Raw genomic sequence first — 24,583 nt, forward strand, 5'->3', positions numbered from 1 at the left:
GAATTTTAGTCAAATTTCGTCAAATGCCATCTCTAATAATACGTCATTTTCTACAAAGATGAAAGAATAAATGTCAACTCTCTTCCGTTAAACTTCAAACATCAGGTCCGCGTAGGACGGAACGGGCCAGAGGTCCTTGTCCACGATCATCTCAGCGCGGTCAATCGGACGGCGCAGCTCATCCATCGCCGGCACGACCCGGTCGCGGAACATCACGGCCTGCGTCCGTCCGGCCGGGTTCTTTTCCGCCGCCAGCGTCTCCTGTTCCAGACGCTTCATCGCGGTCCGGGCTTCGGAGAGGCAGGTATTGAGCTCCTTCAGGCGCTCCTCCTGCACCGTCGCGGGAATCCCGCACTGCTCCACGGCCACCGCGCTCTCCGCCAGACGCTTCATGCAGGCGATGATCGCCGGAATCAGCTGCTTGCTCGCCAGCTCCAGCATCGTCCTTGCCTCGATGTTGATGTCCTTCGAGTAGGTCTCGTATTTGACCTCCATCCGGCTGGTCAGTTCCTTCTTCGTGAAGACGCCGAACGTCTCGAAAAGCTTCACGGCGCGGTCCGTCGTCAGAGCCGGGATCGCGTCCACCATCGACGAGATAATCGGAAGTCCCCGCCTCTTCGCCTCCGTGACCCAGCTCGGCGAGTAGCCGTTTCCGTTGAAGATGATGCGCTGATGGTCTGACGCGTACTGCCTGATCAGATCATGCACCGCCTCCTGCCGTTTCTCCGGTCCGGCCGCCTCAATCACGTCCGCCGCCTCGCGGAAGGCCTCCGCGACGATGGTGTTCAGCACCACGTTGGGCGCGGCGATGGAATCCCGCGATCCGACCATGCGGAACTCAAACTTGTTCCCGGTGAACGCGAAGGGTGAGGTGCGGTTCCGGTCGGTGGCGTCCTTGCTGATGTCGTTGAGGTAGGAAACGCCGGTCGCCAGCTTGCCGCCGGACTTGGATCGGTTCACCTGGCCGGTAGACACCAGCTGCTCGATCACATCCTCAAGCTGCTCTCCGAGGAACACCGAGATGATGGCGGGCGGCGCCTCGTTTCCGCCCAGGCGGCGGTCGTTTCCGACATCCGAAGCCGATTCGCAGAGCAGGTCCGCGTGGGTATCCACCGCCTTTAAGATACAGGTCAGAACCAGCAGGAACTGAATGTTCTCATGCGGCGTCTTCCCGGGATCGAGAAGATTGATCCCGTCGTCCGTCATCAGAGACCAGTTGTTGTGTTTGCCTGACCCATTGACGCCCTCGAAGGGCTTCTCATGAAGCAGGCAGCGGAGGCCGTGGCGCGTCGCCACTCTTTTCAGCGTCTGCATGATCAGCTGATTGTGATCCACCGCCACGTTGACCTTCTCGTAAATCGGTGCCAGCTCGTGCTGAGCCGGAGCCACCTCATTGTGCTGTGTCTTCGCGGGCACGCCCAGCTTCCACAGCTCCACGTTCACGTCATGCATGAAGGAGGCGATCCTCGGCCGGAGCGTCCCGAAATAATGATCGTCCAGCTCCTGGCCCTTCGGCGGCATCGCGCCGAACAGCGTCCGTCCCGTGAAGATCAGATCCATCCGTTTCAGGTAGTTGGCGCGGTCGATGATGAAATATTCCTGCTCCGCGCCCACATACGGTGTCACCCGTTTTGACGTCTTGTTTCCGAGAAGACGGAGAAGCCGTATGGATTCACGGTCGATCGCCTCCATCGAGCGGAGCAGCGGCGTCTTCTGATCCAGCGCCTCGCCGGTATAAGAGCAGAAGGCGGTGGGAATGCAGAGCGTCGCGCCTCCCTCGTCGTGCCGGACAAAGGCCGGGGACGCGCTGTCCCAGATCGTGTAGCCCCTTGCCTCAAAGGTAGCCCGGAGACCGCCCGACGGGAAGGAAGAGGCATCCGGCTCTCCCTTGATCAGCTCTTTTCCGCTGAGCCGCATAAGAATCGTTCCGTCCTCCTTCGGCGCGGTGATGAAGGAATCATGCTTCTCCGCCGTCACGCCGGTGAGAGGCTGGAACCAGTGCGTATAATGGGTCGCGCCCCTCTCCATCGCCCATTCCTTCATCTCATGGGCAATGGTGTCCGCTGTCGCCGGATCCAGCTCCGTTCCGTTTTCAATTGTATTTTTCAGCGCCTCGTAGGCCTTCTTCGGCAGACGCTGCTGCATCGTTCTCTCGTCGAAAACATCTTCGCCGAAGATGCCTGTCAGATCAAGCTGCTCGTTCTCCATCGATTCCTCCTCTTCCCGTCAATTCTGTCTGTCGAGAATCATGCGGATCGCCCGCCTGCGGTTCTCAATATGCATTTCCGAATACGCGCCGCCGTACTCCCCGTCGAAGGTCCAGGGAATCTCCTGCATCGATTCCAGTTCCAGTCTGTCCGTCCGGAAGAAGTCAATCAGCTCCGTGTCGTGATTGCCCGTCAGAAGGCAGCCTACGATCTCCTGCATCTCCAGAATGCTCTTGGGATTGTGGACCAGCGTGACCTCAAAAAGGCCGTCATCCAGCTCCACATCCTTTCCGGTGATATTCCGGATGCCTCCCACCGAGGTGGAATTGGTGATCATGCCGAAGATATAGTCCTGCTGCGTCATCGTCTGGCTGGTGGTGACGCGCATCATATAGGAGGTGAGATCACCGAGCCTCTTCGTCGCCTCAATCAGATAGGCGACATGGCCGAGCGCGTTCTTCATGTCCTGATTGGTGGCGTAGGCCACATCGGTGAAGGCGCCGAAGGCCGCCACATAGATGAACATATGATCCCCGTTGACGATGCCCGCGTCGACCCGGTGCTCCGTGCCGCCGACAATATCGCCGGCCGCCTCAAGCACGTTGGTGGACAGTCCCAGACTCGACGCGTAGTCGTTGGTGGAGCCCACCGGGATATAGCCCACCGGAATATCCTTCCCGCTCCGGAGAAGCCCGGTCACCACTTCGTCGAGCGTCCCGTCTCCGCCCGCCGGAACGATCATGCAGTACTCATCCCGCATCTGTATAATCTTCCGGACTGCGTCTCCGGGCGCCTGCGTCGGGTACACCTCGACCGCATAGCCGGCCTTCGTGAACAGGTCGATCACATCCGGAAGCGACTGCAGGAAAAGCCCTTTGCCGGCCTTCGGATTATAAATTAGAAGAATCCTGTTCGTCATCCTCTTTCCTTTCCCGTTTTCCGGCCGCGGCGCTGCCTTCGGCAGCCGCGGCCGCAGTTTTGATTATCATACCACCGCGGACTGGCGGGTGGCAACCGTCACCGGCACAGCCTTTCAGAGCGCTGTCTGTTCAGCCCGCGTCCGCAGGAGTGTCTTGACGCGCCGCCTGCATTTTTCTGTGGACACAATCGCGCATGAAACGTATAGTGGGAACAGCGCCTGTCCCGGACAGCGCGGAAAGGAAACGAATCGGAATGAAGCAGACTGTTCTCATCACCGGAGGCTCGCGCGGCATCGGACGCGCCTGCGCCCTCCGGTTCGCAGCGGCCGGCAGCTGGCGGATCGTCATCACCAGCCGGAACACGGACGGCTCGCTTTTTCGCGCGGAGTCGGCGCTCCGTGCCCTGCCGGATACGGAGGTGCTCGCCGTCCCCGGCGATATCGCGGACGAAGCGTTCGTGACGGAGCTCTTCACCCGGACGGACCGCGCGTTCGGCGCGCCGGACTGTCTCATCAATAACGCCGGAGTCGATTCCTCCGGCCTCCTTCAGGAAACGCCGACAGCGGAATGGGACCGCGTGATGAATGTCAATCTCCGCAGCGCGTTCTTCACCATGCGGGCCGCGATCCCCCTGATGCTCCGCAGACATCAGGGCTCCATCGTGAACGTCTCCTCCGTCTGGGGCGTCACCGGCGGTTCCTTCGAATCGGTGTACTCCGCCAGCAAGGGCGGGCTCATCGCGCTCACACGGGCGATGGCGAAGGAGCTGGCTCCCAGCGGCATCCGCGTCAACGCCGCGGCGTTCGGCGCCATCGACACACAGATGAACGACCGGCTCAGCGCGGAGGAAAAGGAAGCGCTGGCCGAAGAGATCCCGCTCGGCCGCATGGGCACGGCGGAGGAAGCGGCGGAGCTGCTCTACGGACTGGCTGTCCGTCATCCCTATATGACCGGTCAGGTCGTCACGCTCGATGGAGGATGGACGGTCTGACTAAGCCTGCCGTTTCTTTATCCGGAAAGGAGCCGTCTCATTCCGCCGTCCGTTCTGTCGAATGATCCGCGCCTTCCGCTTCTTCTCCGCCCGGCCGGACAGCGGGCCGGCCAGACCCGTCTCCGACCGGCCCGCCCCGTCCTTCAGCAGATAAAATGCCGTCAGCAGAATCAACTCCAGCGCGGTCGCGATGTGGTGAACCCGGATATTCGCCCGGATCTCGATCACATACATATGGCCCGCAGCCTGCGCCGCAGCCGTAAAGGCCACCAGCCACGCGGACCACGGAAAGCCGAGCACCATCCGATCTTCTCCGAAAGGATCGATCAGTGTCTTCCGTCCTGTCCTCATCAGGAGAAGTCCGTCCGCGCTCATCCCGCAGGCGGCCAGATCGTAGAGCAGAGGTGAAATCCGAAACGCGTCGACCGCCCCCATCATCTGCGCGGTGATGCGGAACAGTCCCACCGACAGCATCGCCGCCCCGGTCAGGATCATCAGCAGCGCGGCACACGACAGAAGGCGGCCGGTTCTCCGCGCTCCGCCGTTTCGTTTCCCGGCTCTCCTCTTCACGCTCTCCTCCATCTGTGTCTCTCCGCCCGCCGCACAGCTTCCCTGTCCGTTCCGTATCCCCATCCCCGGAACTTTCCGTTTCATGTCCGGTTCCCGCCGTCTTTCCGTTTCTTCCGCCAGTGTATCACAGATCCACCTTCCCCGCTGCCATACTTTCTTCAAGTCACGATCACATTTCCTTCATAATTCGGCGCCAGAATATGATTCGAAAATAAGAACAAGCGATGCGGCATTCATCAGCCGGACAGAACCGGACGGCGGAGACGGAATGAGGGACATCCGAAAAAGGAGGCTTTTGATTATGAATAAATGGAGAAAATACGGACTTGCCGCCGCGATGGCGGCGGCCATCGGCATGGTCGGCGCGGGTATCTCCGCGAACGCCGGGACAGTGGAAACGGTAAAGGCGAACCAGAACGAAATCGTTCTCGGCGCCCAGAAGACGGCGGACCGTGACAGCAGCGCGGATGCATCGGATTCCTCCGCGGAATCATCCGATGCATCCTCTTCTGATACGTCCTCGTCGGGCAGCGATCTGTCGATCGCCGATGTGGCCGAACAGACGATGCCTTCGATGGTCGCCATCACGAATACGTCGGTCGAGACGATTCAGAAATACTTCGACCGGTACGGCGGCTGGAACGGCAACTCCTATTCCGCAAACGGACCGAGCGCCAACGATTTCTATAATTATTTCTTCGGTAACGGCGGCAATGGAAACGGATTCGGAGGAAATGACGGCGGGAACGATGACGGCAGCGGAAACGGAAGCGGCTACGAATCCATCAGCATGGGCACCGGCATCATCGTGGCCCGGACCGATGATTACGTCATGATCGCGACGAACGCCCACGTCATCTCCGGAGCGGACAAGCTGTCCGTCGCCTTCGCCGACGAGAGCGCGGCGTCCGCCGAGGTGGTCGGATCCGACTCCTCCAGCGACCTCGCCGTCATCCGCGTGAAGGTCAGCGATCTCGACAAGAACACGCTGAAGGCGATCAAGGTCATCAGCATCGGTTCTTCCGACAAGCTCCGCGTCGGCGAGCAGGTCGTCGCGATCGGCAACGCCCTCGGCTACGGCCAGTCCGTCTCGAGCGGCATCGTGTCGGCGCTGAACCGCTCCATCGAAACCCAGGATGAGGAAACCGGCAAAACCGAGACGACAGAAGGTATGATTCAGACGGACGCCTCCATCAATCCCGGCAACTCCGGCGGCGCACTGCTCAACATGAAGGGCGAGCTCATCGGCATCAACTCCGCCAAGTACGAGGATGAATCCGTCGAGGGTATGGGCTACGCGATCCCCATCGACTACGCGCTTCCGATCCTCCAGAATCTCGCGAACGGCAAGGGCTCGGACGGCAGCAGCAGTTCGAACGGCTCCGTCACGCTCGGCATCACCTGCGTCACCGTGACCGAGAGCGAGGCGAAGCAGTACAACGCGCCGCAGGGCGTCTACGTCTACTCCGTGACGGAGGGCTCCGCCGCTGACAATGCGGGGCTTCAGAAGGGCGACATCATCACCGGATTCAATGATAAGGAGATCACAACCGTGGAAGAGCTGAAGTCCGCGCTCGCCGACTGCAAGGAAGGCGACTCCGTGAAGCTCACAGTCGAGCGGCAGGCGCAGGACGCTTTCAGCAGCGGCGCCACCTCCTATCAGAAGGGTACGCTGACCGTCAACTTCGGAACCGATTCCACTTCGGAATCGACGGACAGCTCCTCCGATGAGAGTGAGCAGCCGGCATAACCGGATCCGTATCAAAAAAACCAATCAGAAAGACCCGAAAGAAGGGACGCGCTATTTCCGGCGCGTCCCCCTTTTTTGTTTCAAATCAGTGAAATCTCCGTCTGCAGCATCGTGCCGACCGTATCGGCAAAAAGATCGAGGCTCCGGATCCGGGCGAAGCTGCTTCCGTATATTCGGCGCACCGACGGCAGGTCCTGATCATCCCCCGTGAAAACGGCCATCACGGAAATCCCCTGCATACGGGCGGCGTGCACCTCCTTCGCCGTGTCCTCCACTCCGACAGAGGCAGCGTAGTCCTGAAAGACGCCGGGCGAAGCCGCCACCTTGATGACATCATTCGGCCGGGCATCGGTGAGTGTGATGAGAATCCTGTGTCCGGCCCGTCCGTCCCGCATCAGGCCGGCCGCAAGCCGGATCGCCAGACCGTCCCGGTTCGCCCCGGTCGTCACGTATCGGAAAATATCCCGGTTCTTCTGTGTCTCGCTGTAATCCCGGTAAAGGTTCATCACAAGATAGCCGTTCAGCGAGCAGAAGGAGGAGACGCGCACCGGGATGCCGCAGCGTGTCAGTGCCTCCGCGATCATATATCCCTGAGCCGCCACGATCTCCTGACGGTGGATCTGGGAGGTGGACGCGTCCAGAAGGAGATCGACCGTCAGATCCCCCTCCGATCCGGGCAGCGTTTTCTCGAAGAGCAGGTCGTCATTCATTTGAAGGCCGCGCCACACCCGTCCGGCGCAGAACCGGCCGGCCGTCGAGCGAAGCGTTTCCGCATCCATCCGCATCAGAACCGAGTTCCGGATACGCGAGGCGAGCCGCTCGATCTGCACGCGGTACAAGGCCCGTTTTTCGTTGAACGCCTCCTCGTTGCGCTCCGCCTGACGGAGCGCCTGCCTCCGCATTTTTCCGGCGTATCCATTCTCCAGCATCTCCTTCGTCGTATCGCCTCTCGTCAGATGGAGCCGCACGTCCGCGTGGTTTCCGCAGCAGTACGTCTTCTCGAGCTTCGCCCTCTCCTTCTCATCGATGGCGGAGGCGCCGAAACAATTCGTGATGTACTCTTTCAGCCCCTCGTCCGTCTGGGCTGTGTATTTCGCGAAGGAAACACTCAGATGACTCTGGTCACGCGCTTCGCCTCCGTACTCAAAAACATGCTCGCCGTATCCAAAGGCGAGCCGGCGCACCGGCCCTGTCTGATTCCGGTTCCTTCCCCTGAGAAATCCGAACCGCAGAGCGGGCAGGACAGGCCTCAGCCCCCTCCCTGTCCGTTCTTTTCCGGAGCCCGGCTTCCTTTCGAAGCCGAAATACGTTTTCAGCGTCTCTCCGATCGCTTGAATCGCCTCGTCGGTGGAAAGCTCCGGACCGATTTCGATCGCCTCCAGAAGCTTCCGGTCGACCAGATCCGGAAGACCCGAGTCCTCGCCCATGGCATGATGGAGATGACCGCGGAAAATCCAGTCCGCCCGGCTGATCTCCAGTCCCGGTGTCGACGTCTTCAGCACCCGGCGCGCGTACTCGCGCCGGAGATACGGGAACACGGGGCGCTCGTTTTCCTCGAGGCCGAAGGCTGCATTTTCCATCGCGATCCAGAAAAGGCTCTCATAGAGGCCCTGATCCGCCGTCTCATGAAAGGTATGGTAGTACGTCAGCAGCTTCTCCCAGTCATAATGACGGTGAATCGATCCGACGATGCTGTTCCAGTAGAGCTCCGCGCGGCCCTCCTCGTCATAGACGCGGAAGCCGGGAGCGACCGAGTAGTCCCCCGCCCCGTTCCAGATCAGATTCGCCGCTCTCTTCTTCTCAAATTCCGTCAGCTTCATCCCGCTCACGGACGGTCTCCGGCCGTCCGTCACTCCTTCCCTGCTCCTGCCCGCGCGGACCCTGTCTGCTCCGGGACTGCCGTTCTTCCATCGCCGCGGAAACGGCCGAGGTGTCATCCCGTCTTTTGACGGCCCCGCGGCTGCATGTCCCGCGGTACGCGGTTCGTCAGTCGGTGAACATCTTCGTACGGTCCAGATCGCCGGGAATCCTCACCGATACCATATCGCTGACCAGCTGCCGCTCGTAGGGATCAAAGCACTTGTTGACGAGTCCGAGCGAGAGAGCCGGCACCGCGCCCAGCCCCCGGCGCATCATGTTGACCGCCGCGAGCAGCCCCCGGAGGTCCAGCGCCTTCGTCGAGATCTCGCCGCCCTCGCACTTCCGCCGGATGTCATGGAAGAGGCGTGAGAAGAGCGTCGCATAATCCTCCTTCAGGGTCGGGAAGCGGTGAAGGATCAGCTTCTTCAGATTTTCCTCGCTGATCACCGGCATCTCGATGACCATAAAACGGGATGCCAGCGCCTCGTTGACCTCCCTTGTCCCCGCGTAGCCGTAGTTCATCGTGGCGATGAAACGCGACGCGCCGCCCAGCATGATCCGGTCGTATCCCGGCACGTCGATGATCCGCCGGAAATCGAGCGTCGCGTGCAGGACCGCCAGCGCTTCATTCTTGGCCATATTGATCTCGTCGAGCACGCCGAACCCGCCTTCCTCGGCGACCCGGAGAATCGGTCCCTTCCGTAGCCGCACCGCGCCGTTCTCGAATGTATCGGTGCCGATCAGCGAAGCGGCGTCCGTGTTGATATAGAGGGAGATGTCCCACTCCGGTCTCATGAAGGCCGCCGCGAGCCCCTGGGCGAGAACATTCTTGCCCGTCGCCTTCGGACCGGCCAGCAGCAGATGCTCGCCGGCCAGCAGCGTCGCGCAGGCCTGCTCCCAGACTTCTTTGCCGTAGTAGCGGTACTCCGGATTCGGAATCCGCTTCCGTCCCGCCTCACTCAGCTTGTAGTAGCGTCTGAAATGCTCAATGTCCGTCAGAATCCGTTCCGAGACGCCCTGTTCCCGTAAAAATTCGATCATAACCGCTCCGTTTCTCTGAACTGTCGCCGGTCCGGTGACCTTCACGTCAGACCGGTTTGAAAAAGGCAGCCTGACGGTCGCCGGACCGTCAGACTGCCGATGAAAGGCAATCGCAGGCAATGCAGGATCACAGGTCAGGCAGCTGCCGCGCTGGCGCTTCTGCCCGCCCTTGCCCTCATGACAACGAGGATAAGATAGACAGCGGTGAAAGCCGCTCCGACCGCGTAGGCCGTGCCCCACGGCATCGCCTCGCCGCCCGCCGCCTGGGCCGGGTTGTGAACGATGAACGTGCAGGTCGCAAAGGCATAGAAGCAGCCCGGAAGCATCGGCATCCACGCGAATTTCGCCTTGCCGTGCTCAACCAGATAGACCGTGATGCAGGCCAGCGCAAACAGGGAGATCATCTGGTTCGCCCATGCGAAATATCTCCACAGTTTGCCGAATCCCTGACTGTCGAACTTCGCCCAGACGAGGACCAGCGCCACCAGCGCGTAAATCGGGATCGCCAGGCTGAAGCGCTTCGCGTTGGTGTCCTGCCGGATATGGATCGTATCCGCCAGCGTCAGACGGAGCGCACGGAGCGCGGTGTCGCCTGAGGTGATCGGAAGCACCACGACGCCGACCAGGGCGATGATGCCGCCGACCGAACCGAGCGCGTCCTTGCAGAGCACCACGACGACGCCCGTCGCCGCCATCGCGGTTCCGTCCGGACTCGAGAAGGCGCCCGCGTCGGAGACAAGAACCTTGCCCATGTTGATCATGCCCATCGCGCCGGCCGCCCAGCACATCGCGATGAAGCCCTCAAGGATCATCATGTTGTAGAACGTCATGCGGCCTTCCTTCTCGCTCTCCATCGTCCGGGAGATCAGGGCTGTCTGGGTGGAATGGAATCCCGAGAGGATACCGCAGGCCACCGTCAGGAAGAAGACCGGGATGAAATGATGCGCCGAGAAATAAGTGCCGTAGGCGAAGCCGCCGGCGACGTTCCAGCCGTCCCAGAGATTGGTCAGCGGATAGCCCTTCGCGAAGATCGCGATGAAGATGCCGACCGCGGAGAACAGCAGGATCATGCCGAAGATCGGATAGATCCGGCCGATGATCTTGTCGATCGGGAAGACCGTCGCAATCAGATAGTAGATGAAGATCACAGCGTAGACAATCCAGATGCCCGCGGTGTGGGGATCATTGCTGATGCCGAGGATACCGGTCGCCGCAATGTCGCCCGGCGTGTAGATGAAGACCGCGCCCACCAGCAGAAGCAGGATGCAGACGAAAAGATTGTAAACCCAGTAGACGCCCTGATTGGTGTATTTCCGGATCATATCCGGCATCTGGGTTCCGCCGTCGCGCGTGCAGATCATGCCGCTGAAGTAGTCATGCATGGAGCCGCCGATGACATTGCCGATCGGGATCGCCAGAAAAGCGATGGGTCCGAAGAGGATTCCCTGAATCGGTCCGAGAATCGGTCCGGTGCCTGCGATATTGAGCAGGTTGATCAGAGAATTTTTCCAGGTGGGCATCGGAACGTAATCCACGCCGTCCTGCTTAGCGAAGGCAGGCGTCTCGCGGTCGTCCGGCCCGAAGACATGCTCGCAGAACTTTCCGTAGGCTGCACCGCCGACGAAAAGGATCAGGAGCCCGAGAATGAATGAGGCCATAGCGTTTTCCCCTTTCCTTTTTTGCCGCTCACCATGAACGGTTATCACTAATATTAGCGTCAGGAAGGGAAATGTTCAACAAAAATATTTATAATTTCTTCAGAATTATAAACACATTATAAATTCAACCGATACTGCATCACCATGAACAGCGGCTTGACCGCGGTGACCTCTCCGTAATCCTTCGCGTCGAGCGCCACCGACGAATCCGTTCTCTTCAGATCGTCCGCCAGTGCGGCGAGCGCTTCCTCCGTGCTCACCGCCCTGCCCTCCCGGACGATCCGGATCATCCTCGAAAGCACGGCCGGATGCGCGTAGGCGGCCGGAACCGGAAACTGCGGAAATCCCTTCAGATTCGCCTGAACCGCCTCAAGCGCAAGACTCCACTCCTTCTCCGCCGCTTTCCGGCTCCACCCCGGCGCGGGAAGGATCCGGCTGTTGAGCATCACGAACATGCACGCGATGCCCCCGAGAAGCCAGGGGAACGCCGGTCCGACGCCGTCGGTCCGGAGCACGAAAAAACCATATACGGCGGCCGCGCAGCCGGCCAGAAACAGTGCGAGGGCGATGCGCCGATCCGACGGCCGGACCGCATCCGCCTTCCTCTTTTTCGCGGCGCAGGCGGCAAGACGCTGCGAGAGCGCCGGTCTCTTTTCGAGAAACGTCTCCGCCTCTTCAAGCCGCCGGACGGTCTTTTCCGCCTCCGGCATGAGCGGACGTTCGAGAAGCTCGCGCTCCTTCCGCTCCTTTTCGGCCTTCTCCTCCTCGCCCTTCCGGCTCATCAGGCTGATCTCCGGATGATGTTCCCGGATATCCTCGAACATCCGGTCTGCGTCGTGTACATAGCGAAAACGGACCGCCTCCTCCTGCCCGCCGCCGTAAGCGAACACGATATAGAGAACCGGCGTGAGAAAAGCCTTTCCGGTGGCGGGACTCACGGCCACTCTCTTGTAAATCCTCGCAATCTCGCTCCAGAGAAGGTAGCGGCGGCGCGGGAGAAGACCGCCCGGAAGATAGACCGCCCTCTCTCCCAGTGCGCAGAGATCGTAGTTCCGCAGCGTCTTCCTGTCCGCCTTCCGCTCTTCCTCCGTAAGCCTTCCGGCTCCCAAAGCCCTGACCGCCATCTGTTTTTCTCCTCCCCGCCGGTCCTGCCGACCGTTGAATTGTGCACGCTTTTTGGTTCCGATCGTCTTATTGACTTCGCATCTTTATGAACGTATGATGAACGCATCCTCCTCCCGCCAAAGGAGACCTATGGATTACGATGCCTTCTGTTACCGACTGTTCCCTCTGATCAATGAAATGCTGCCCGCCATGTATCATGCCGCAGGCAGTCTCGAATGGACCGAGCTGGAACCCGTCATCCGGAAACAGCTGGATATCCGCCGCGCCGTGAAGGCCGGCGCCCGTTCATCGGACAGCTTCCGCTCCCGCCTTACGCCCCGGGGCGCGGCTCTCTACGACGAGCTGCACTGCCTCCGCTCGGAGATCGCCCGCCGGCAGGCCTGTCCGCCCTACATCATCTTCTCCAACCGGACGCTCTATGAGATGGCTGTGCGTCAGCCCTTCACGATTCCCGAACTGACCGCCCTTCACGGCGTCGGAGAAAAGAACTCGAAGCGCCACGGCAAGGCGTTTCTCGCCGTGGTCACCGGCTTCACCGGAGGAAACCGTTTCCCGGCCGAAGCGGAACTGCCGGAGCGGCTTGAAGAGATTCCGTCCCCGGAAGAGTACCCTCCCGGACCGGACGTACCTCCGGCCGGCGTCACCGCCGCGGTCTGACCCGCGCGGCGCGGACGCACCGGCCGGCGCGTCCCGTACAGCGCATCGAGGCGCTTTCAGACTGCGTTCACAGCCGGATGGCGGCCTTCGCCGCGCTTCCGGAAAACGCTGTGTACGAAAAGGTCCGTGAAACTGATTGCTCGTTTCACGGACCTTATGATCATGCCACCCGGACAGCGATCAGCGCTTGCTGAACTGCGGCGCGCGGCGTGCGGCCTTGAGACCGTATTTCTTTCTTTCCTTCATTCTCGGATCACGTGTCAGGAAACCGGACTTCTTCAGCGCCGGTCTGAAATCCGCGTCCGCCTTGCAGAGCGCACGGGACAGACCATGACGGATCGCGCCGGCCTGGCCGGTGTAGCCGCCGCCATGAACGAAGACGGTGACGTCATACTTGTTCTCCGTGCCGGTCACGGCGAAGGGCTGACGGACGATCATCTTCAGCGTCTCCATGCCGAAGAAATCATCGATATCACGCTTGTTGACGGTGATCTTGCCTGTGCCTGCGGTCAGATACACTCTTGCGACAGAGCTCTTTCTTCTACCTGTACCATAATACTTTTCGCTTGCCAACGTCGTATCCTCCTATCACAGCTTCAGCTCTTCCGGCTTCTGAGCGGCCTGCTCATGATCCGGACCAGCATAGACATGAAGTTTCCTGTACTGGCTGTCACCGAGAACTCCGTGCGGAATCATACCGCGGACTGCATGCTCGACGACCTTCTCCGGCTTCTTCTGAAGCATTTCCTTCAGCGTCGTGTACTTCGCGCCGCCGACATAATCGGAATGTCTGAAGTAGACCTTCTGCTCCAGCTTCTTGCCGGTCACCTTCACCTTGGCCGCGTTCACAATGATCACATAGTCGCCTGTATCCACATACGGCGTATAGATCGGCTTATTCTTTCCTCTTAAGATTTTGGCTGTCTCCGATGCCAGACGACCGAGTGTCATGCCATCCGCATCGATGACATACCACTTACGCTCGACGTCTTCCGCCTTCGCCATAAACGTACTCATGGAATTTCCTCCTGAAAGCAGCATTCAAATCATTCATACGGTTTCTCTCCCGGGGCTACCACATGCCCGGCAGGAGATGACGCAAAGCCGCACCGGGGCAGGCCGGTCATTTGCGCAGAAATACAGGGCGACACGGGATTGTCGCACCAAAGTATTATAAGAGTCGCCGTACAGGCATGTCAAGGTGCATTTTGCGCAAGCTTGACGAAGATTCGGCGAGGCCATATAATCAGAAATAAAATGCAAAGAAAGGCGCGTGCAATGGGGTCAAATTTCAACGATGACAGCATCCTTGCGAGGTTCTTCGGAAAGTCCTCGAACTACACGGACATTCCGAACCATCTTTATACTGATTATAACGTAAAGAAAGGCCTTCGCAACGAGAACGGAACGGGCGTGCGGATCGGACTGACGAGAGTCTCCGACGTCATCGGCTACACAGCCGGTGAGGACGGCCGGCCGGTTCCCTGCGAGGGTGATCTGCTCTTCCGCGGCTACAGCATCCGTGATCTGATCACCCACCGTCAGGGAAACTACGGTTTCGAGGAAACCTGCTTTCTGCTGCTCTTCGGATTCCTGCCGGACCGCCAGCAGTTCGCCGATTTCAAGAGCTCTCTGGCGGCGCGCTACGAGCTGCCGGACAATTTTCTCGTCAACGAGGTACTGCGCGCTCCTTCCCGAAACCTGATGAACCGTCTCCAGACCCTGACGCTGTCTCTCTATAATTATGACGACGACCCGGACAACACGGATGTCTACCAGACGCTGCTGAAGGGGCTCAACCTGATCGCCAAATTCCCGGCTCTGGGCTGCTACGCCTATCAGGCGAAGATGCACGACCTCTACCGGAAATCGCTGGTGATCCACTATCCGCGCCCCGAGTACTCGATCGCGGAGAACCTGCTCTACATGCTGCGCCATGACGGTCACTTCACCCAGAAGGAGGCCAATCTTCTTGACGCGATCCTCGTGATTCACGCGGATCACGGCGGCGGCAACAACTCCACCTTCACCGACGTCGTCATCGGTTCCACCGGCACGGACCTCTACTCCGCCATCTGCGGCTCCATCGGCTCGCTGAAGGGACCGAAGCACGGCGGCGCCAACATCTCGGTGGCCCAGATGATGAAGGAGGTCATCGCAAAGACGCACTACAGCCACGACAAGGACACGATCGTCAGGGTCGTCAACGGCATTCTCGACGGCGAGTACTTCGATCACAGCGGTCTCGTCTACGGCTTCGGCCACGCGGTCTACACGCTCTCCGATCCGAGAGCGGAGCTGCTCCGTGATCTCTGCCGCCAGCTGGCCGAGGAGCAGCAGTGCCTGGATCAGTTCGAGTTCTACGAGCTCTTCGAGAAGACAGTGAAGGAGGTCACCTATGAGCGGAAGCACAAGGTGCTTCCCACCAACGTCGACTTCTACTCCGGCTTCGCCTACAACATGCTGGGGATCCCGGAGGATCTCTTCACGCCGCTTTTCGCCATCGCCCGGGTCTCCGGCTGGGTGGCGCACAATGTGGAGAACAAGCTCTATGACGGCCGCATCATGCGGCCCGCCACCAAGTACGTCGGCGAGCGTCTCGACTTCGTCGACATGAAGGACCGCTGATCCCGTTCCGGGACAAAGGAGGCGCCGCACAGACCATTCCGCGCGGCGCCTCTTTTCTTCTGCCTTTTCTCTCAGTTTCCCACTTCCAGCGAGATCTCGTCAAACTTCGCGAGAATCTCCCGGATATCCATATTCTTCTTTTCCTCGCCCGACCGGTCCATGATCACATGGCCCTCATGCATCATCAGCAGGCGGTCCCCGTATTCCACGGCGTAGCGGAGGTTATGGGTGACCATGATCGTCGTCAGACGCTTCTCCGCGACGATCCGGCCGGTCAGCTTCATGATGATTTCGGCCGTCTTCGGGTCAAGAGCCGCCGTATGCTCGTCGAGTATCAGGAAATCAATCGGCGTCATGGTGGACATCAGGAGCGCCAGAGCCTGACGCTGCCCTCCGGACAGCGTCTTCACCTGAACGTCAAGCTTGTCCTCAAGCCCGAGCCCGAGCGGCTCCAGTATCGAGCGGAAGGCGTCCCTCCGCCCCTTGTCCGCTCCGCGCGTCAGGTTGTAGGGCTTTCCCTTGTTCTCGGCCAGCGAAAGATTTTCCATGATCGTCATATCGGGACAGGTCCCCAGCGCCGGATTCTGGTAGACACGGCCGATCCGGCGGTGCCGCACATAGTCCTTCTGACGCGAAATATCCTGATCCCCGATGATCACCTGGCCCTCATCCACATCGATGGAGCCGCAGATGATGTTGAGCATCGAGGTCTTGCCCGATCCGTTCGATCCGACGACCGAGACGAACTGCCCGGTTCCGATCTTCAGGCTGAAGTCCCGGAAGAAACAGATCTCGTTTACGGTTCCGGGATTATAGGTCTTTCTGATATGCCGGAGCTCAAGCATCCTCACTCGCCACCTTTCTCTTCTTGTCCATCGAGATCACAAGGATGACGAGGAAAAGCGCCGCCGTGATCAGCTTCATGTCGCTGGCGTTGGTAAGGAAATGCACCGCGGCCGCCACGCAGGCCTTGTAGAGAATCGATCCGATGATGACCGATGTGGTCACATTCCAGAGGGTCACACGCCGGAACAGCGTCGTTCCGATGATGACCGAGGCAAGCCCGATCACCATGGTGCCCGTGCCCATCGAGACGTCCGCGTATCGCTGCTGCTGCGCATAGAGGCACCCGCTCAGCGTGACGAGTGCATTTGCAATGATCAGTCCTACAATCCGGACCTTGCCCTTGTCCACGCCGAGTGTCGTGACGATGGTGTCGTTGCTGCCCACCGCCCGGAGCAGGAAGCCCGATTTCGTGCGCATATACCAGTCAAGCGCCAGCTTCACGCAGATCACGATGAGCAGCAGAATAAGCGAAGTTCGGTAATCCGCCATCACGGCCGGAAGACGGTTCACAAGCCCGTTGTCAAAGATGGTCTCCTCGCTGTAGAGCGGAATATTCGCGCGCCCCATAATCCGGAGATTGACGGAATAGAGAGCCGTCATCATGATGATGCCGGAGAGAAGATCCCTGACATGGAGCTTCACGTGAATGACGCCGGTCAGAAACCCGACGAATCCTCCCGCCGCAAACGCAATCGGCAGCGTGAGGATCGCGGGAACGCCTTTCGTGATGAGGAGCGCCGCGATCGCGGCGCCCATCGGAAAGCTTCCATCCACGGTCAGATCCGGGAAATCCAGAATCTTGTACGTGATGTAGATACCCAGGGCCATGATCGAATAGATGAAGCCCTGCTCGAAAACACTGATGACTAACTGCATGACTCCTCTTCCTTACGACTCGGTCTGCGTGCTCTTCTCGACGGAATCGAAGGTTGTGACTCCTTCGCCCGTGTACGCGTCCGGCACCGTGATGCCGAGATCCGACGCAGCCGCCGTGTTGACATAGGCGCTCGGCGATGTGATCGTCTCGAAGGGAAGATCCGACGCCTTCGCCTCGCCCTTCAGTACCTTCGCGGCCATCGCGCCGGTCTGCATTCCCAGCTCATAGTAATCGAGGCCCTCGCAGCCCACGCAGCCGGCCTTCACCTGATCGATCTCGGATCCGAAGACCGGAATCTTCGCCTTGTTGGCCGCATCCAGCTCGGCGGATAGAGCCTGCACCACCGTGTTGTCTGTCAGATTGGAAATGCAGTCCACCTTGCCCGCAAGGTCCGCGGCCGCCATCGGCACGTCGGACAGCTGACTGATCGCGGAATCCACGATCTCAAAATCATACTTCGGAGCCAGCTCCTTGTAGATCGCGATGGTGGAATCCGAGTTGGTCTCGGAAGAGGTGTGAAGGATGCCGATGGTTTTCGCGTCCGGAAGGAAGGCCCGGATCATCTTCAGCTGATCCTCCACCGGAAGCGCGTCTGATGTTCCCGTGATGCTGCCGACCGGCGTGCCGTCCTCCTTCGCCAGCTGCGCCGCGACCGGATCAGACACCGCCGTGTAGATCACCGGAATATCCGTATCCTTCGTGGAGTTGTACGCGGCCATCGCGCTCGGCGTCGCGATCGCGCAGATCAGATTCACGCCGCCGGAGACAAAGCTGTCCGCAATCGTCGCCGCCGTGCCGGTGTCCGCGTTCGCGTTCTGGAGGTCGATCTTAAGATTCGTCCCTTCGATGAAGCCCGCCTTCGCGAGTCCGTCGACAAAGCCCTTCCGGCAGTCGTCGAGGGAGCCGTGCTCGGCAAACTGGGAGATGCCGATGGAATAGTTTCCCTCCACAGGCTCCGCCGCCGAAACCGTGCTCTCCGCACCCGATACGGTGGCCGCCGAATCGGACGCGAACGCCGGAACTGTCATGGATACCGCGCACGCGGCCGCCGTCAGCGCTGCAAGAATGCTCTTCTTCATCATAGAATCCTCCTTTTCTTCAGAACAAGCCTGATCAAAAAGAAACGCCCCAGACATACAGATACGATGTCTGAGACGATATCAACCGCGGTGCCACTCAGATTGCCGGACCATCATCCGGCCTCTTTCATGTTCCGCCTCCAAAGTCCATTCACGTGCTTCTCTCCTGCAGCCCTCTCACCCCCGGCCGCTCTCTGTGAGGTCTTCCGCGCGCTACTCCTCTTTTTCACAGGCGCTTTATAAAGTTGAACAAAGAATAACGCCCGTCCCTCAATTTGTCAAGGTCATGCGTCACTGTACGAAAAAGGAAACATGTCATCATCCGGATAGCGGATCGCAAGAAGCACGAGTCCTTTCGCCACCGCGGTCGGACCGGCCGCTTTCCGGTTCCTCGCCTCGAGCGCCTCCCGCATATGCTCCGGAGGATACGCGCCGCTTCCGATCTCGATCAGGGTGCCGGCCAGAATCCGGACCATATTGTAGAGGAAGCCGTTCCCGGTCACGCGGAAGATCACCCGCTCTCCCTCTCTCCGGACGCCGGCGGAAAGGATCCGGCGGACCGTCGTCTTCGAGGAATAGCCGGACGAACAGAAGGAGGCAAAGTCATGCTCCCCGATGATCATGCGCGCAGCCTTGTCCATCGCCTTTTCGTCCAGCGGATAGTGGTAGTGAAACTCGGTGTGCCGGAACAGCGGATCCGGATGGGTCCGGTTCAGGATCCGGTACTCATACGTCTTTACCGTCCGCTGGAACCGGGGATGCCAACCGTCCGGCACGCGTTCGGAGCGGACCACCCGGATATCCTCCGGCAGCCGCGCGTTCAGCGCGAACGCGATTTTGGAAGGAAGAATTCTCGTCTCCACGTCGAAGGCGGCGACATTTCCTTCCGCGTGAACGCCCGTGTCCGTCCGGCTTGCGCCGATCGTCCTGACCGGACGCTGAAAGAGGTCCGAGACGGCGTCGTTCAGCACGTCCTGGACCGCCGTCCCGTTCTTCTGGCACTGAAATCCCACATAGGCCGTTCCGTCATAGGCCACCGTCAGTTTGATTCTCACAGCTTCAGTACTCCCAGCACAATGCAGGCGGCGAGATACACGCCCGCCAGTGCGTAAGCGGCCGCATCCCGCTTTCGGTAGCGCAGCGGTTTCATCCGGGTCCGGCCCTCGCCGCCGTGATAGCACCGGGCCTCCATCGCCAGCGCGAGATCGTTGGCCCGCCGGAAAGCGGACACGAACAGAGGCACAAGAAGCGGAATCATCGCCCGCATCCGTTCGATGAATTTCCCCGACTCGAAATCCGCGCCGCGAGCCATCTGCGCCTTCCGGATCTTGTCCGTCTCCTCGGTCAGAATCGGGATAAAACGGAGCGCGATCGACATCATCATCGCGATCTCGTGGACGGGCACGTGAAGCACGCCGAGAAACGCAAAAACGCGTTCCATCGCGTCTGTCAGCTCATTAGGCGTCGTTGTCAGCGTCATGACGGACGAGCCGGCCACCAGAAGCACGAGACGCACGCCCATCAGAACCGCCTGACGGATGCCTTCCTCCGTGATGCGGAGAATGCCGAACCGTACCAGCACCGTTCCCGGTGTCAGCAGAATGTTAAAAATCATCGTGATCGCGAGAATGAAATAGACCGGTCTTAAGCTCTTTGCGACGAAGGACGGCGGTACCTTCGAAAGCCCGACCAGAGCCGCCAGCACGAGAAACGCGAACACATAGCCGGCCGGTCCCCGCGCGACAAACAAGGAGACGATATAGAGGATCGTGCCGATGAACTTGACCCGCGGATCGAGCCGGTGCAGGATCGAATCCGCCGGATAATATTGACCGAGCGTCAGTTCTCTCATTTCGCCGTTCCTCTCCCGTCTCCGCCGGACAGCGCCTTCCGCTTCGAAAGCGCCATCAGAATGCTCCGCTTCGCCTCGGAGACCGTCATCGCCGTCACATCCACATCCATTCCCCGGTCGCGGAGAGCATGCATGATATACGTGACCTGAGGCGCCGCCAGCCCCATCTTCTCCAGTTCCCGGTAATGCGCAAAGACCTGACGGGGCGTGCTGTCAAAGGCGATCCGGCCGTCGTTGACCACAAGGAGACGGCTCGCGTACCGGGCGACATCCTCCATACTGTGGGAAACCAGGATCACCGTGATGCCTCTCGAATCCCGGAGATGCTTCACCAGCTGCAGCAGCTCGTCGCGGCCGGCCGGATCGAGTCCGGCGGTCGGCTCGTCGAGGATCAGGACCTCCGGATCCATCGCGAGAACGCCTGCGATGGCGACGCGCCGCTTCTGACCGCCGGAGAGCTCGAAGGGAGACGCGCCGTACAGCGCCTCGGAAATTCCGACCTGACGCAGCGCTTTCTCCGCGCGCGCCTTCTGTTCCTCCTCCGGAAGCCCCTGGTTCTTCGGTCCGAACATCACATCCTTCAGCACATCGGTCTCGAAAAGCTGGTTCTCCGGGTACTGAAAAACGAGTCCCACATGGGTTCTCAGGGAGCGGAGATCATAGCCTGCTTCCCAGATATTTTTCCCTTCGAAGAGCACCTCGCCCGACGTGGGCCGGATCAGCCCGTTGAAAAGCTGGATCAGCGTGGATTTGCCGCTGCCCGTGTGGCCGATCACGCCGACGAACTCACCCTCTCCGATCCCGAGGCTGATGTGCGACAGCGCAGATACCTCGTAGACCGTACCCTCGCCGTAGGTGTAGCAGACGTCCTTCAGTTCGATCAGCATAGCGCCTCCACCAGCTCCTCCGCCGTCAGAATGCCCTCCGGAATGTCCACGCCGGCCTGACGGAGCTCCCAGGCGAGCTCGGTTGCCTGGGGAACGGCCAGACGCAGTTTCTTCAGCTCGTCCACCCGCGAAAAGACCTCCCTTGGCGTGCCGCTCATCACGATCTCGCCGTCGTTCATGACGTAGACATGGTCCGCGAAGACCACCTCTTCCATGTAATGCGTGATCAGGATCACCGTCACGCGCTCCTGCCTGTTGAGCTCCCGGACCACCCCGAGCACCTCGCGGCGGCCGTCGGGATCGAGCATCGCGGTCGGCTCATCCATCACAATGCACTCGGGATGCATCGCCACCACGCCCGCAATCGCCACACGCTGCTTCTGCCCTCCGGAAAGACGGTTCGGCGAACGGTCGCGGAATCCGAGCATGCCGACCCGGTCGAGCGCCTTCTCCACTCTTGTCCAGATGTCCTCTGTCGGCACGCCGAGATTTTCCGGTCCGAAGGCCACATCCTCGTCCACCACGGTTCCGATGATCTGATTGTCCGGGTTCTGGAAGACCATGCCGGCTTTCTGCCGGATCCGCCAGAGATCGCTCTCAGCGGCCGTATTCACGTCATCCACCCACATCGTCCCTCTGGTCGGAACAAGCAGCGCGTTGATCTGCTTGGCGAGCGTCGATTTTCCCGATCCGTTGTGCCCTAGAATCGCGATGAAATCGCCCTTTTTCACGTCAAGATCGACGTCGCGGATGGCGCTGACCTTCTCCCCGGTCTCGGAATCGTCGCTGTACTTGATGTAGTCGTAGCCCAGATGGCTCGCTCTGATGATCGACATCGCCTCTCACCTGCCGTTTCCGCCCGCCGCGCGGATCAGATTCCAGACCTCATCCCGGCCGGTCCTCTTCAGTGAGGAAAAGGCGATCACCGGCGTCTCCTCCTTCACCTTCAGCACGGTCCGGATCACCCGGATCGCTTTCTCCGTCTGCGAGGGCTTCAGCTTGTCCGCCTTAGTGGCGATGATAACCGGCTCCATCCCGCTGGATACGATCCAGTCATGCATCTGCCGGTCGTTCGCTCCCGGCTCGTGCCGGATGTCCACCAGCAGAAAGACGGCGCGGAGAGATGCGGAGGAATGCAGATACCGCTCGATCATCTCTCCCCAGAGAGCCTTCACCTTCTCGGAAGCATTCGCGTAGCCGTAGCCGGGGAGGTCGACGAGATAGCAGTCCGGCGCAAAATCCGGCCGCAGCTCGCCCTCGTTGATCCGGTAATAGTTGATGGTCTGCGTTTTGCCAGGCTGAGCCGACGTACGGGCCAGCGACTTTCTCTCAAGCAGCGCGTTGATGAGCGAGCTTTTCCCTACGTTCGATTTTCCGGCGAAGGCCACCTCATACTGCCTGTTCTCCGGCAGTGTGCTGGTGACGCCGCAGACGGTCTCGAGAACCGCCGACCGAATCTTGTTCATCCTCTCTCCATTTCGTATGCGGCGGGCGCGCCGTAAGCGCGCCCGCCTTCCGTCATTTACCGCATACCGGCGGAGCCCGGTGTACCGCCGCGCAGACGTTTCTTACGCGGTCTCCGTTCTGGTCTTCTTTTTTCTCCCGTCCGGGAGCTCCGGCTTTTCGGACCGGCCGTGCACCATCTCCGGAGCGACCGCGCCGCCCACATTTTCGCGGCGGATAATGCATTCCGTGATGGTCTTGTCAGACGGCACCTCGTACATCGGATCCATCACGGTCTTCTCCATGATGGCGCGGAGCCCGCGCGCACCCGTCTTCCGTTCCAGCGACTCATGGGCAACTTCACGAAGGGCGTCCTCCTCGATGGTGAGGCGTACGCCGTCCATCTCAAACAGCTTCTGGTACTGCTTCACCAGAGAGTTCTTCGGCTCCTTCAGAATCCGTACCAGCGCGTCCTCGTCCAGCGCATCCAGCGGGACGATGACCGGGATCCGGCCGATCAGCTCGGGGATCAGTCCGAATTTTACGAAATCCTGCGGCATCACGGCCTTCAGGATCGCGCTCTCGTCCCGCTCCTTCTCCGTTTTCCGAAGCTCCGCCCCGAAGCCGATGGATTTGGTATCCAGCCGGGATTCGATGATCTTGTCCATCCCGACGAAGGCGCCGCCGCAGATGAACAGGATGTTCGTCGTGTCGATCTGGATCATCTCCTGCTGGGGATGCTTCCGCCCGCCCTGCGGCGGAACGGAGGCGTTGGTGCCCTCGATGATCTTGAGCAGCGCCTGCTGCACGCCCTCGCCCGAGACGTCGCGGGTGATGGATGCATTCTCCGATTTCCGGCCGATCTTATCGATCTCATCGATGTAGATGATGCCGCGCTGCGCCCGCTCGATATCATAGTCTGCGGCCTGAATCAGCTTGAGCAGGATGTTCTCGACGTCCTCGCCGACATAGCCCGCCTCGGTGAGCGTGGTGGCGTCCGCGATCGCAAACGGCACGTTGAGCATCCGCGCGAGCGTCTGGGCGAGCAGCGTCTTGCCGGAACCGGAAGGGCCGAGCATCATGATGTTGGACTTCTGAAGCTCCACATCGTTATCCTTCGGCGCCAGCAGGCGTTTGTAGTGATTGTAGACGGATACCGCCAGTACCTTTTTCGCGTCATCCTGACCGATCACGTACTGGTCGAGAAAGTTCCTGATCTCTGCCGGCGTCCGGAGGTGAATGTCTCCGTCGCTGTATCTGGCGGACGGCTCCTCCGAGAGCATCTCATTGCAGATACCGACGCACTCGTCGCAGATGTAGACGCCGTTGTCCCCGGCGAACAGCTTGTGAACCTCGTCCGCGCCTTTGCCGCAGAAACTGCACTTAAGCTTTGAGCCTGACTGTCTGGCCATTCATTTTCTCCTTTATATAAAAAGCCGCCGCAGAGTATACCGTCCGGCCGCCCCGTTGCCGAAAGCCACACGAGGCGGGTCCGGACAGATTCCGACTGCGACAGCCTTCCCGCTTACCATTTATAAAACCTGAATTTCCGCGTAGGATCATCCTTCCAGCGCGGTGAGGAAATGGATTCCCCGCCGTGCTTACCGGTTCGCGACCACGCTGTCGATCAGACCGTAGGCAACTGCCTCGTCCGCCGTCAGCCAGTGATCCCGGTCTGTATCCCGGGCCACCTCTTCCACCGACCGTCCGGTGTTGGCGGCAAGAAGCTCATTCATCTTCTGTCTGGTCTTGCGGATATGCTCCGCATCGATCAGCATGTCGGATGCCTTGCCCTGCGTTCCGCCGGAAGGCTGATGAATCATGATCTCCGCGTTGGGAAGCGCCTGACGCTTGCCCTTCGCTCCGCCGGCCAGCAGGAACGCGCCCATGCTGGCGGCCATACCGACGCAGATCGTCGAGACGTCGCACTTGATGTACTGCATGGTATCGTAGATCGCCATCCCCGCCGTCACGGATCCGCCCGGCGAATTGATGTAAAGGCTGATATCCTTGGACGGATCCTCCGACTCGAGGAACAGCAGCTGGGCCACAATCACGCTGGCCGAAGCGTCCGTCACCTCCGAATCGAGAAAGATGATCCGCTCCTTCAGAAGTCTCGAGTAGATATCATAGCTGCGCTCCCCCTGCGCGGTCTGCTCGATGACATAGGGGATCAGTGCGTTGCTGATCAA

Annotated in this window: 23 protein-coding genes; 4 read left to right on the forward strand and 19 right to left on the reverse strand. The window is 60.1% G+C overall.

Translation table 11 applies throughout. The features are described 5' to 3' along the window. Positions 1–87 precede the first annotated feature (87 nt). Both G4C92_RS01435 and G4C92_RS01440 read right to left on the reverse strand, forming a co-directional pair. The gene (locus G4C92_RS01435; RefSeq protein WP_274940857.1) at positions 88–2,208 is read right to left on the reverse strand and encodes a glutamine synthetase III family protein; all 2,121 of its coding nucleotides are present in this window, start codon (positions 2,206–2,208) and stop codon (positions 88–90) included. A gap of 18 nt (positions 2,209–2,226) precedes the next feature. After that, the gene (locus G4C92_RS01440) at positions 2,227–3,126 is read right to left on the reverse strand and encodes a diacylglycerol/lipid kinase family protein (RefSeq protein WP_274940858.1); all 900 of its coding nucleotides are present in this window, start codon (positions 3,124–3,126) and stop codon (positions 2,227–2,229) included. Positions 3,127–3,380: 254 nt separating this feature from the next. Here G4C92_RS01440 and G4C92_RS01445 point away from each other — a divergent pair, with 254 nt between their 5' ends. After that, positions 3,381–4,118 (forward strand): SDR family NAD(P)-dependent oxidoreductase, encoded by a 738-nt coding sequence (locus tag G4C92_RS01445; RefSeq protein ID WP_274940859.1) that lies wholly within the window; start codon positions 3,381–3,383, stop codon positions 4,116–4,118. Here the strand turns inward: G4C92_RS01445 and G4C92_RS01450 are convergent, their stop codons facing one another. Next, a complete protein-coding gene (locus G4C92_RS01450) occupies positions 4,119–4,772 on the reverse strand; it encodes a hypothetical protein (protein WP_274940860.1) in 654 nt (217 codons plus the stop codon). A 217-nt stretch (positions 4,773–4,989) separates the two neighbouring features. Here G4C92_RS01450 and G4C92_RS01455 point away from each other — a divergent pair, with 217 nt between their 5' ends. Further along, positions 4,990–6,438, forward strand: a complete 1,449-nt coding sequence (locus G4C92_RS01455) for a S1C family serine protease (RefSeq protein ID WP_274940861.1) — start codon at positions 4,990–4,992, stop codon at positions 6,436–6,438. An 80-nt stretch (positions 6,439–6,518) separates the two neighbouring features. On the opposite strand, the gene G4C92_RS01460 is transcribed toward G4C92_RS01455, so the two are convergent. The 4 genes from G4C92_RS01460 to G4C92_RS01475 form a co-directional block, all read right to left on the reverse strand. Further along, positions 6,519–8,258: a hypothetical protein gene (locus G4C92_RS01460; RefSeq protein WP_274942036.1), complete on the reverse strand. Its 1,740-nt coding sequence runs from the start codon at positions 8,256–8,258 to the stop codon at positions 6,519–6,521. 166 nt (positions 8,259–8,424) lie between these two features. Then, positions 8,425–9,339, reverse strand: coding sequence for an AAA family ATPase (locus G4C92_RS01465; RefSeq protein WP_274940862.1), 915 nt, complete (start codon positions 9,337–9,339; stop codon positions 8,425–8,427). 134 nt (positions 9,340–9,473) lie between these two features. Beyond that, positions 9,474–10,997, reverse strand: a complete 1,524-nt coding sequence (locus G4C92_RS01470; protein ID WP_274940863.1) for a carbon starvation CstA family protein — start codon at positions 10,995–10,997, stop codon at positions 9,474–9,476. 116 nt (positions 10,998–11,113) lie between these two features. Next, the gene (locus tag G4C92_RS01475; protein WP_274940864.1) at positions 11,114–12,121 is read right to left on the reverse strand and encodes a hypothetical protein; all 1,008 of its coding nucleotides are present in this window, start codon (positions 12,119–12,121) and stop codon (positions 11,114–11,116) included. A 130-nt stretch (positions 12,122–12,251) separates the two neighbouring features. Between G4C92_RS01475 and G4C92_RS01480 the strand changes: the two genes are divergently transcribed. Continuing rightward, positions 12,252–12,779: an HRDC domain-containing protein gene (locus tag G4C92_RS01480; RefSeq protein ID WP_274940865.1), complete on the forward strand. Its 528-nt coding sequence runs from the start codon at positions 12,252–12,254 to the stop codon at positions 12,777–12,779. Positions 12,780–12,959: 180 nt separating this feature from the next. On the opposite strand, the gene rpsI is transcribed toward G4C92_RS01480, so the two are convergent. Both rpsI and rplM read right to left on the reverse strand, forming a co-directional pair. Continuing rightward, a complete protein-coding gene (gene rpsI / locus G4C92_RS01485) occupies positions 12,960–13,352 on the reverse strand; it encodes a 30S ribosomal protein S9 (protein ID WP_274940866.1) in 393 nt (130 codons plus the stop codon). Between the two features lie 15 nt (positions 13,353–13,367). Beyond that, positions 13,368–13,796, reverse strand: a complete 429-nt coding sequence (gene rplM, locus G4C92_RS01490; RefSeq protein ID WP_274940867.1) for a 50S ribosomal protein L13 — start codon at positions 13,794–13,796, stop codon at positions 13,368–13,370. Between the two features lie 261 nt (positions 13,797–14,057). On the opposite strand from rplM, the gene G4C92_RS01495 reads away from it, so the two are divergent. Continuing rightward, positions 14,058–15,407: a citrate synthase gene (locus G4C92_RS01495; protein ID WP_274940868.1), complete on the forward strand. Its 1,350-nt coding sequence runs from the start codon at positions 14,058–14,060 to the stop codon at positions 15,405–15,407. Positions 15,408–15,478: 71 nt separating this feature from the next. Here G4C92_RS01495 and G4C92_RS01500 read toward each other — a convergent pair whose 3' ends face one another. From G4C92_RS01500 to clpP, 10 genes are all read right to left on the reverse strand, one after another. Continuing rightward, positions 15,479–16,252: an ABC transporter ATP-binding protein gene (locus G4C92_RS01500; RefSeq protein ID WP_274940869.1), complete on the reverse strand. Its 774-nt coding sequence runs from the start codon at positions 16,250–16,252 to the stop codon at positions 15,479–15,481. Next, positions 16,245–17,129, reverse strand: a complete 885-nt coding sequence (locus G4C92_RS01505; protein WP_274940870.1) for an ABC transporter permease — start codon at positions 17,127–17,129, stop codon at positions 16,245–16,247. The genes G4C92_RS01500 and G4C92_RS01505 overlap by 8 nt, the downstream gene beginning before the upstream one ends. Before the next feature lie 12 nt (positions 17,130–17,141). Next, complete coding sequence (locus tag G4C92_RS01510) at positions 17,142–18,209, reverse strand: ABC transporter substrate-binding protein (RefSeq protein ID WP_274940871.1); 1,068 nt, start codon at positions 18,207–18,209, stop codon at positions 17,142–17,144. Between the two features lie 284 nt (positions 18,210–18,493). After that, positions 18,494–19,264 carry a tRNA pseudouridine(38-40) synthase TruA gene (gene truA / locus G4C92_RS01515; protein ID WP_274940872.1) on the reverse strand — a complete coding sequence of 257 codons (771 nt, stop codon included), beginning with the start codon at positions 19,262–19,264 and terminating at the stop codon, positions 18,494–18,496. Beyond that, positions 19,261–20,061, reverse strand: a complete 801-nt coding sequence (locus G4C92_RS01520; RefSeq protein WP_274940873.1) for an energy-coupling factor transporter transmembrane component T family protein — start codon at positions 20,059–20,061, stop codon at positions 19,261–19,263. The genes truA and G4C92_RS01520 overlap by 4 nt, the downstream gene beginning before the upstream one ends. Then, on the reverse strand, positions 20,058–20,948 hold the full coding sequence (locus G4C92_RS01525) for an energy-coupling factor transporter ATPase (RefSeq protein WP_274940874.1): 891 nt from the start codon (positions 20,946–20,948) through the stop codon (positions 20,058–20,060). Before G4C92_RS01525 ends, G4C92_RS01520 begins: the two co-directional genes overlap by 4 nt. Beyond that, complete coding sequence (locus tag G4C92_RS01530; RefSeq protein ID WP_274940875.1) at positions 20,942–21,784, reverse strand: energy-coupling factor transporter ATPase; 843 nt, start codon at positions 21,782–21,784, stop codon at positions 20,942–20,944. The genes G4C92_RS01525 and G4C92_RS01530 overlap by 7 nt, the downstream gene beginning before the upstream one ends. Before the next feature lie 6 nt (positions 21,785–21,790). Next, positions 21,791–22,414: a ribosome biogenesis GTP-binding protein YihA/YsxC gene (yihA, locus tag G4C92_RS01535; protein ID WP_274940876.1), complete on the reverse strand. Its 624-nt coding sequence runs from the start codon at positions 22,412–22,414 to the stop codon at positions 21,791–21,793. Between the two features lie 102 nt (positions 22,415–22,516). Next, a complete protein-coding gene (clpX, locus tag G4C92_RS01540) occupies positions 22,517–23,803 on the reverse strand; it encodes an ATP-dependent Clp protease ATP-binding subunit ClpX (protein WP_274940877.1) in 1,287 nt (428 codons plus the stop codon). 189 nt (positions 23,804–23,992) lie between these two features. Continuing rightward, complete coding sequence (gene clpP, locus G4C92_RS01545; RefSeq protein WP_274940878.1) at positions 23,993–24,583, reverse strand: ATP-dependent Clp endopeptidase proteolytic subunit ClpP; 591 nt, start codon at positions 24,581–24,583, stop codon at positions 23,993–23,995.

The sequence above is a fragment of the Chordicoccus furentiruminis genome (assembly GCF_019355395.1).
Lineage (GTDB): Bacteria > Bacillota > Clostridia > Lachnospirales > Lachnospiraceae > Chordicoccus > Chordicoccus furentiruminis.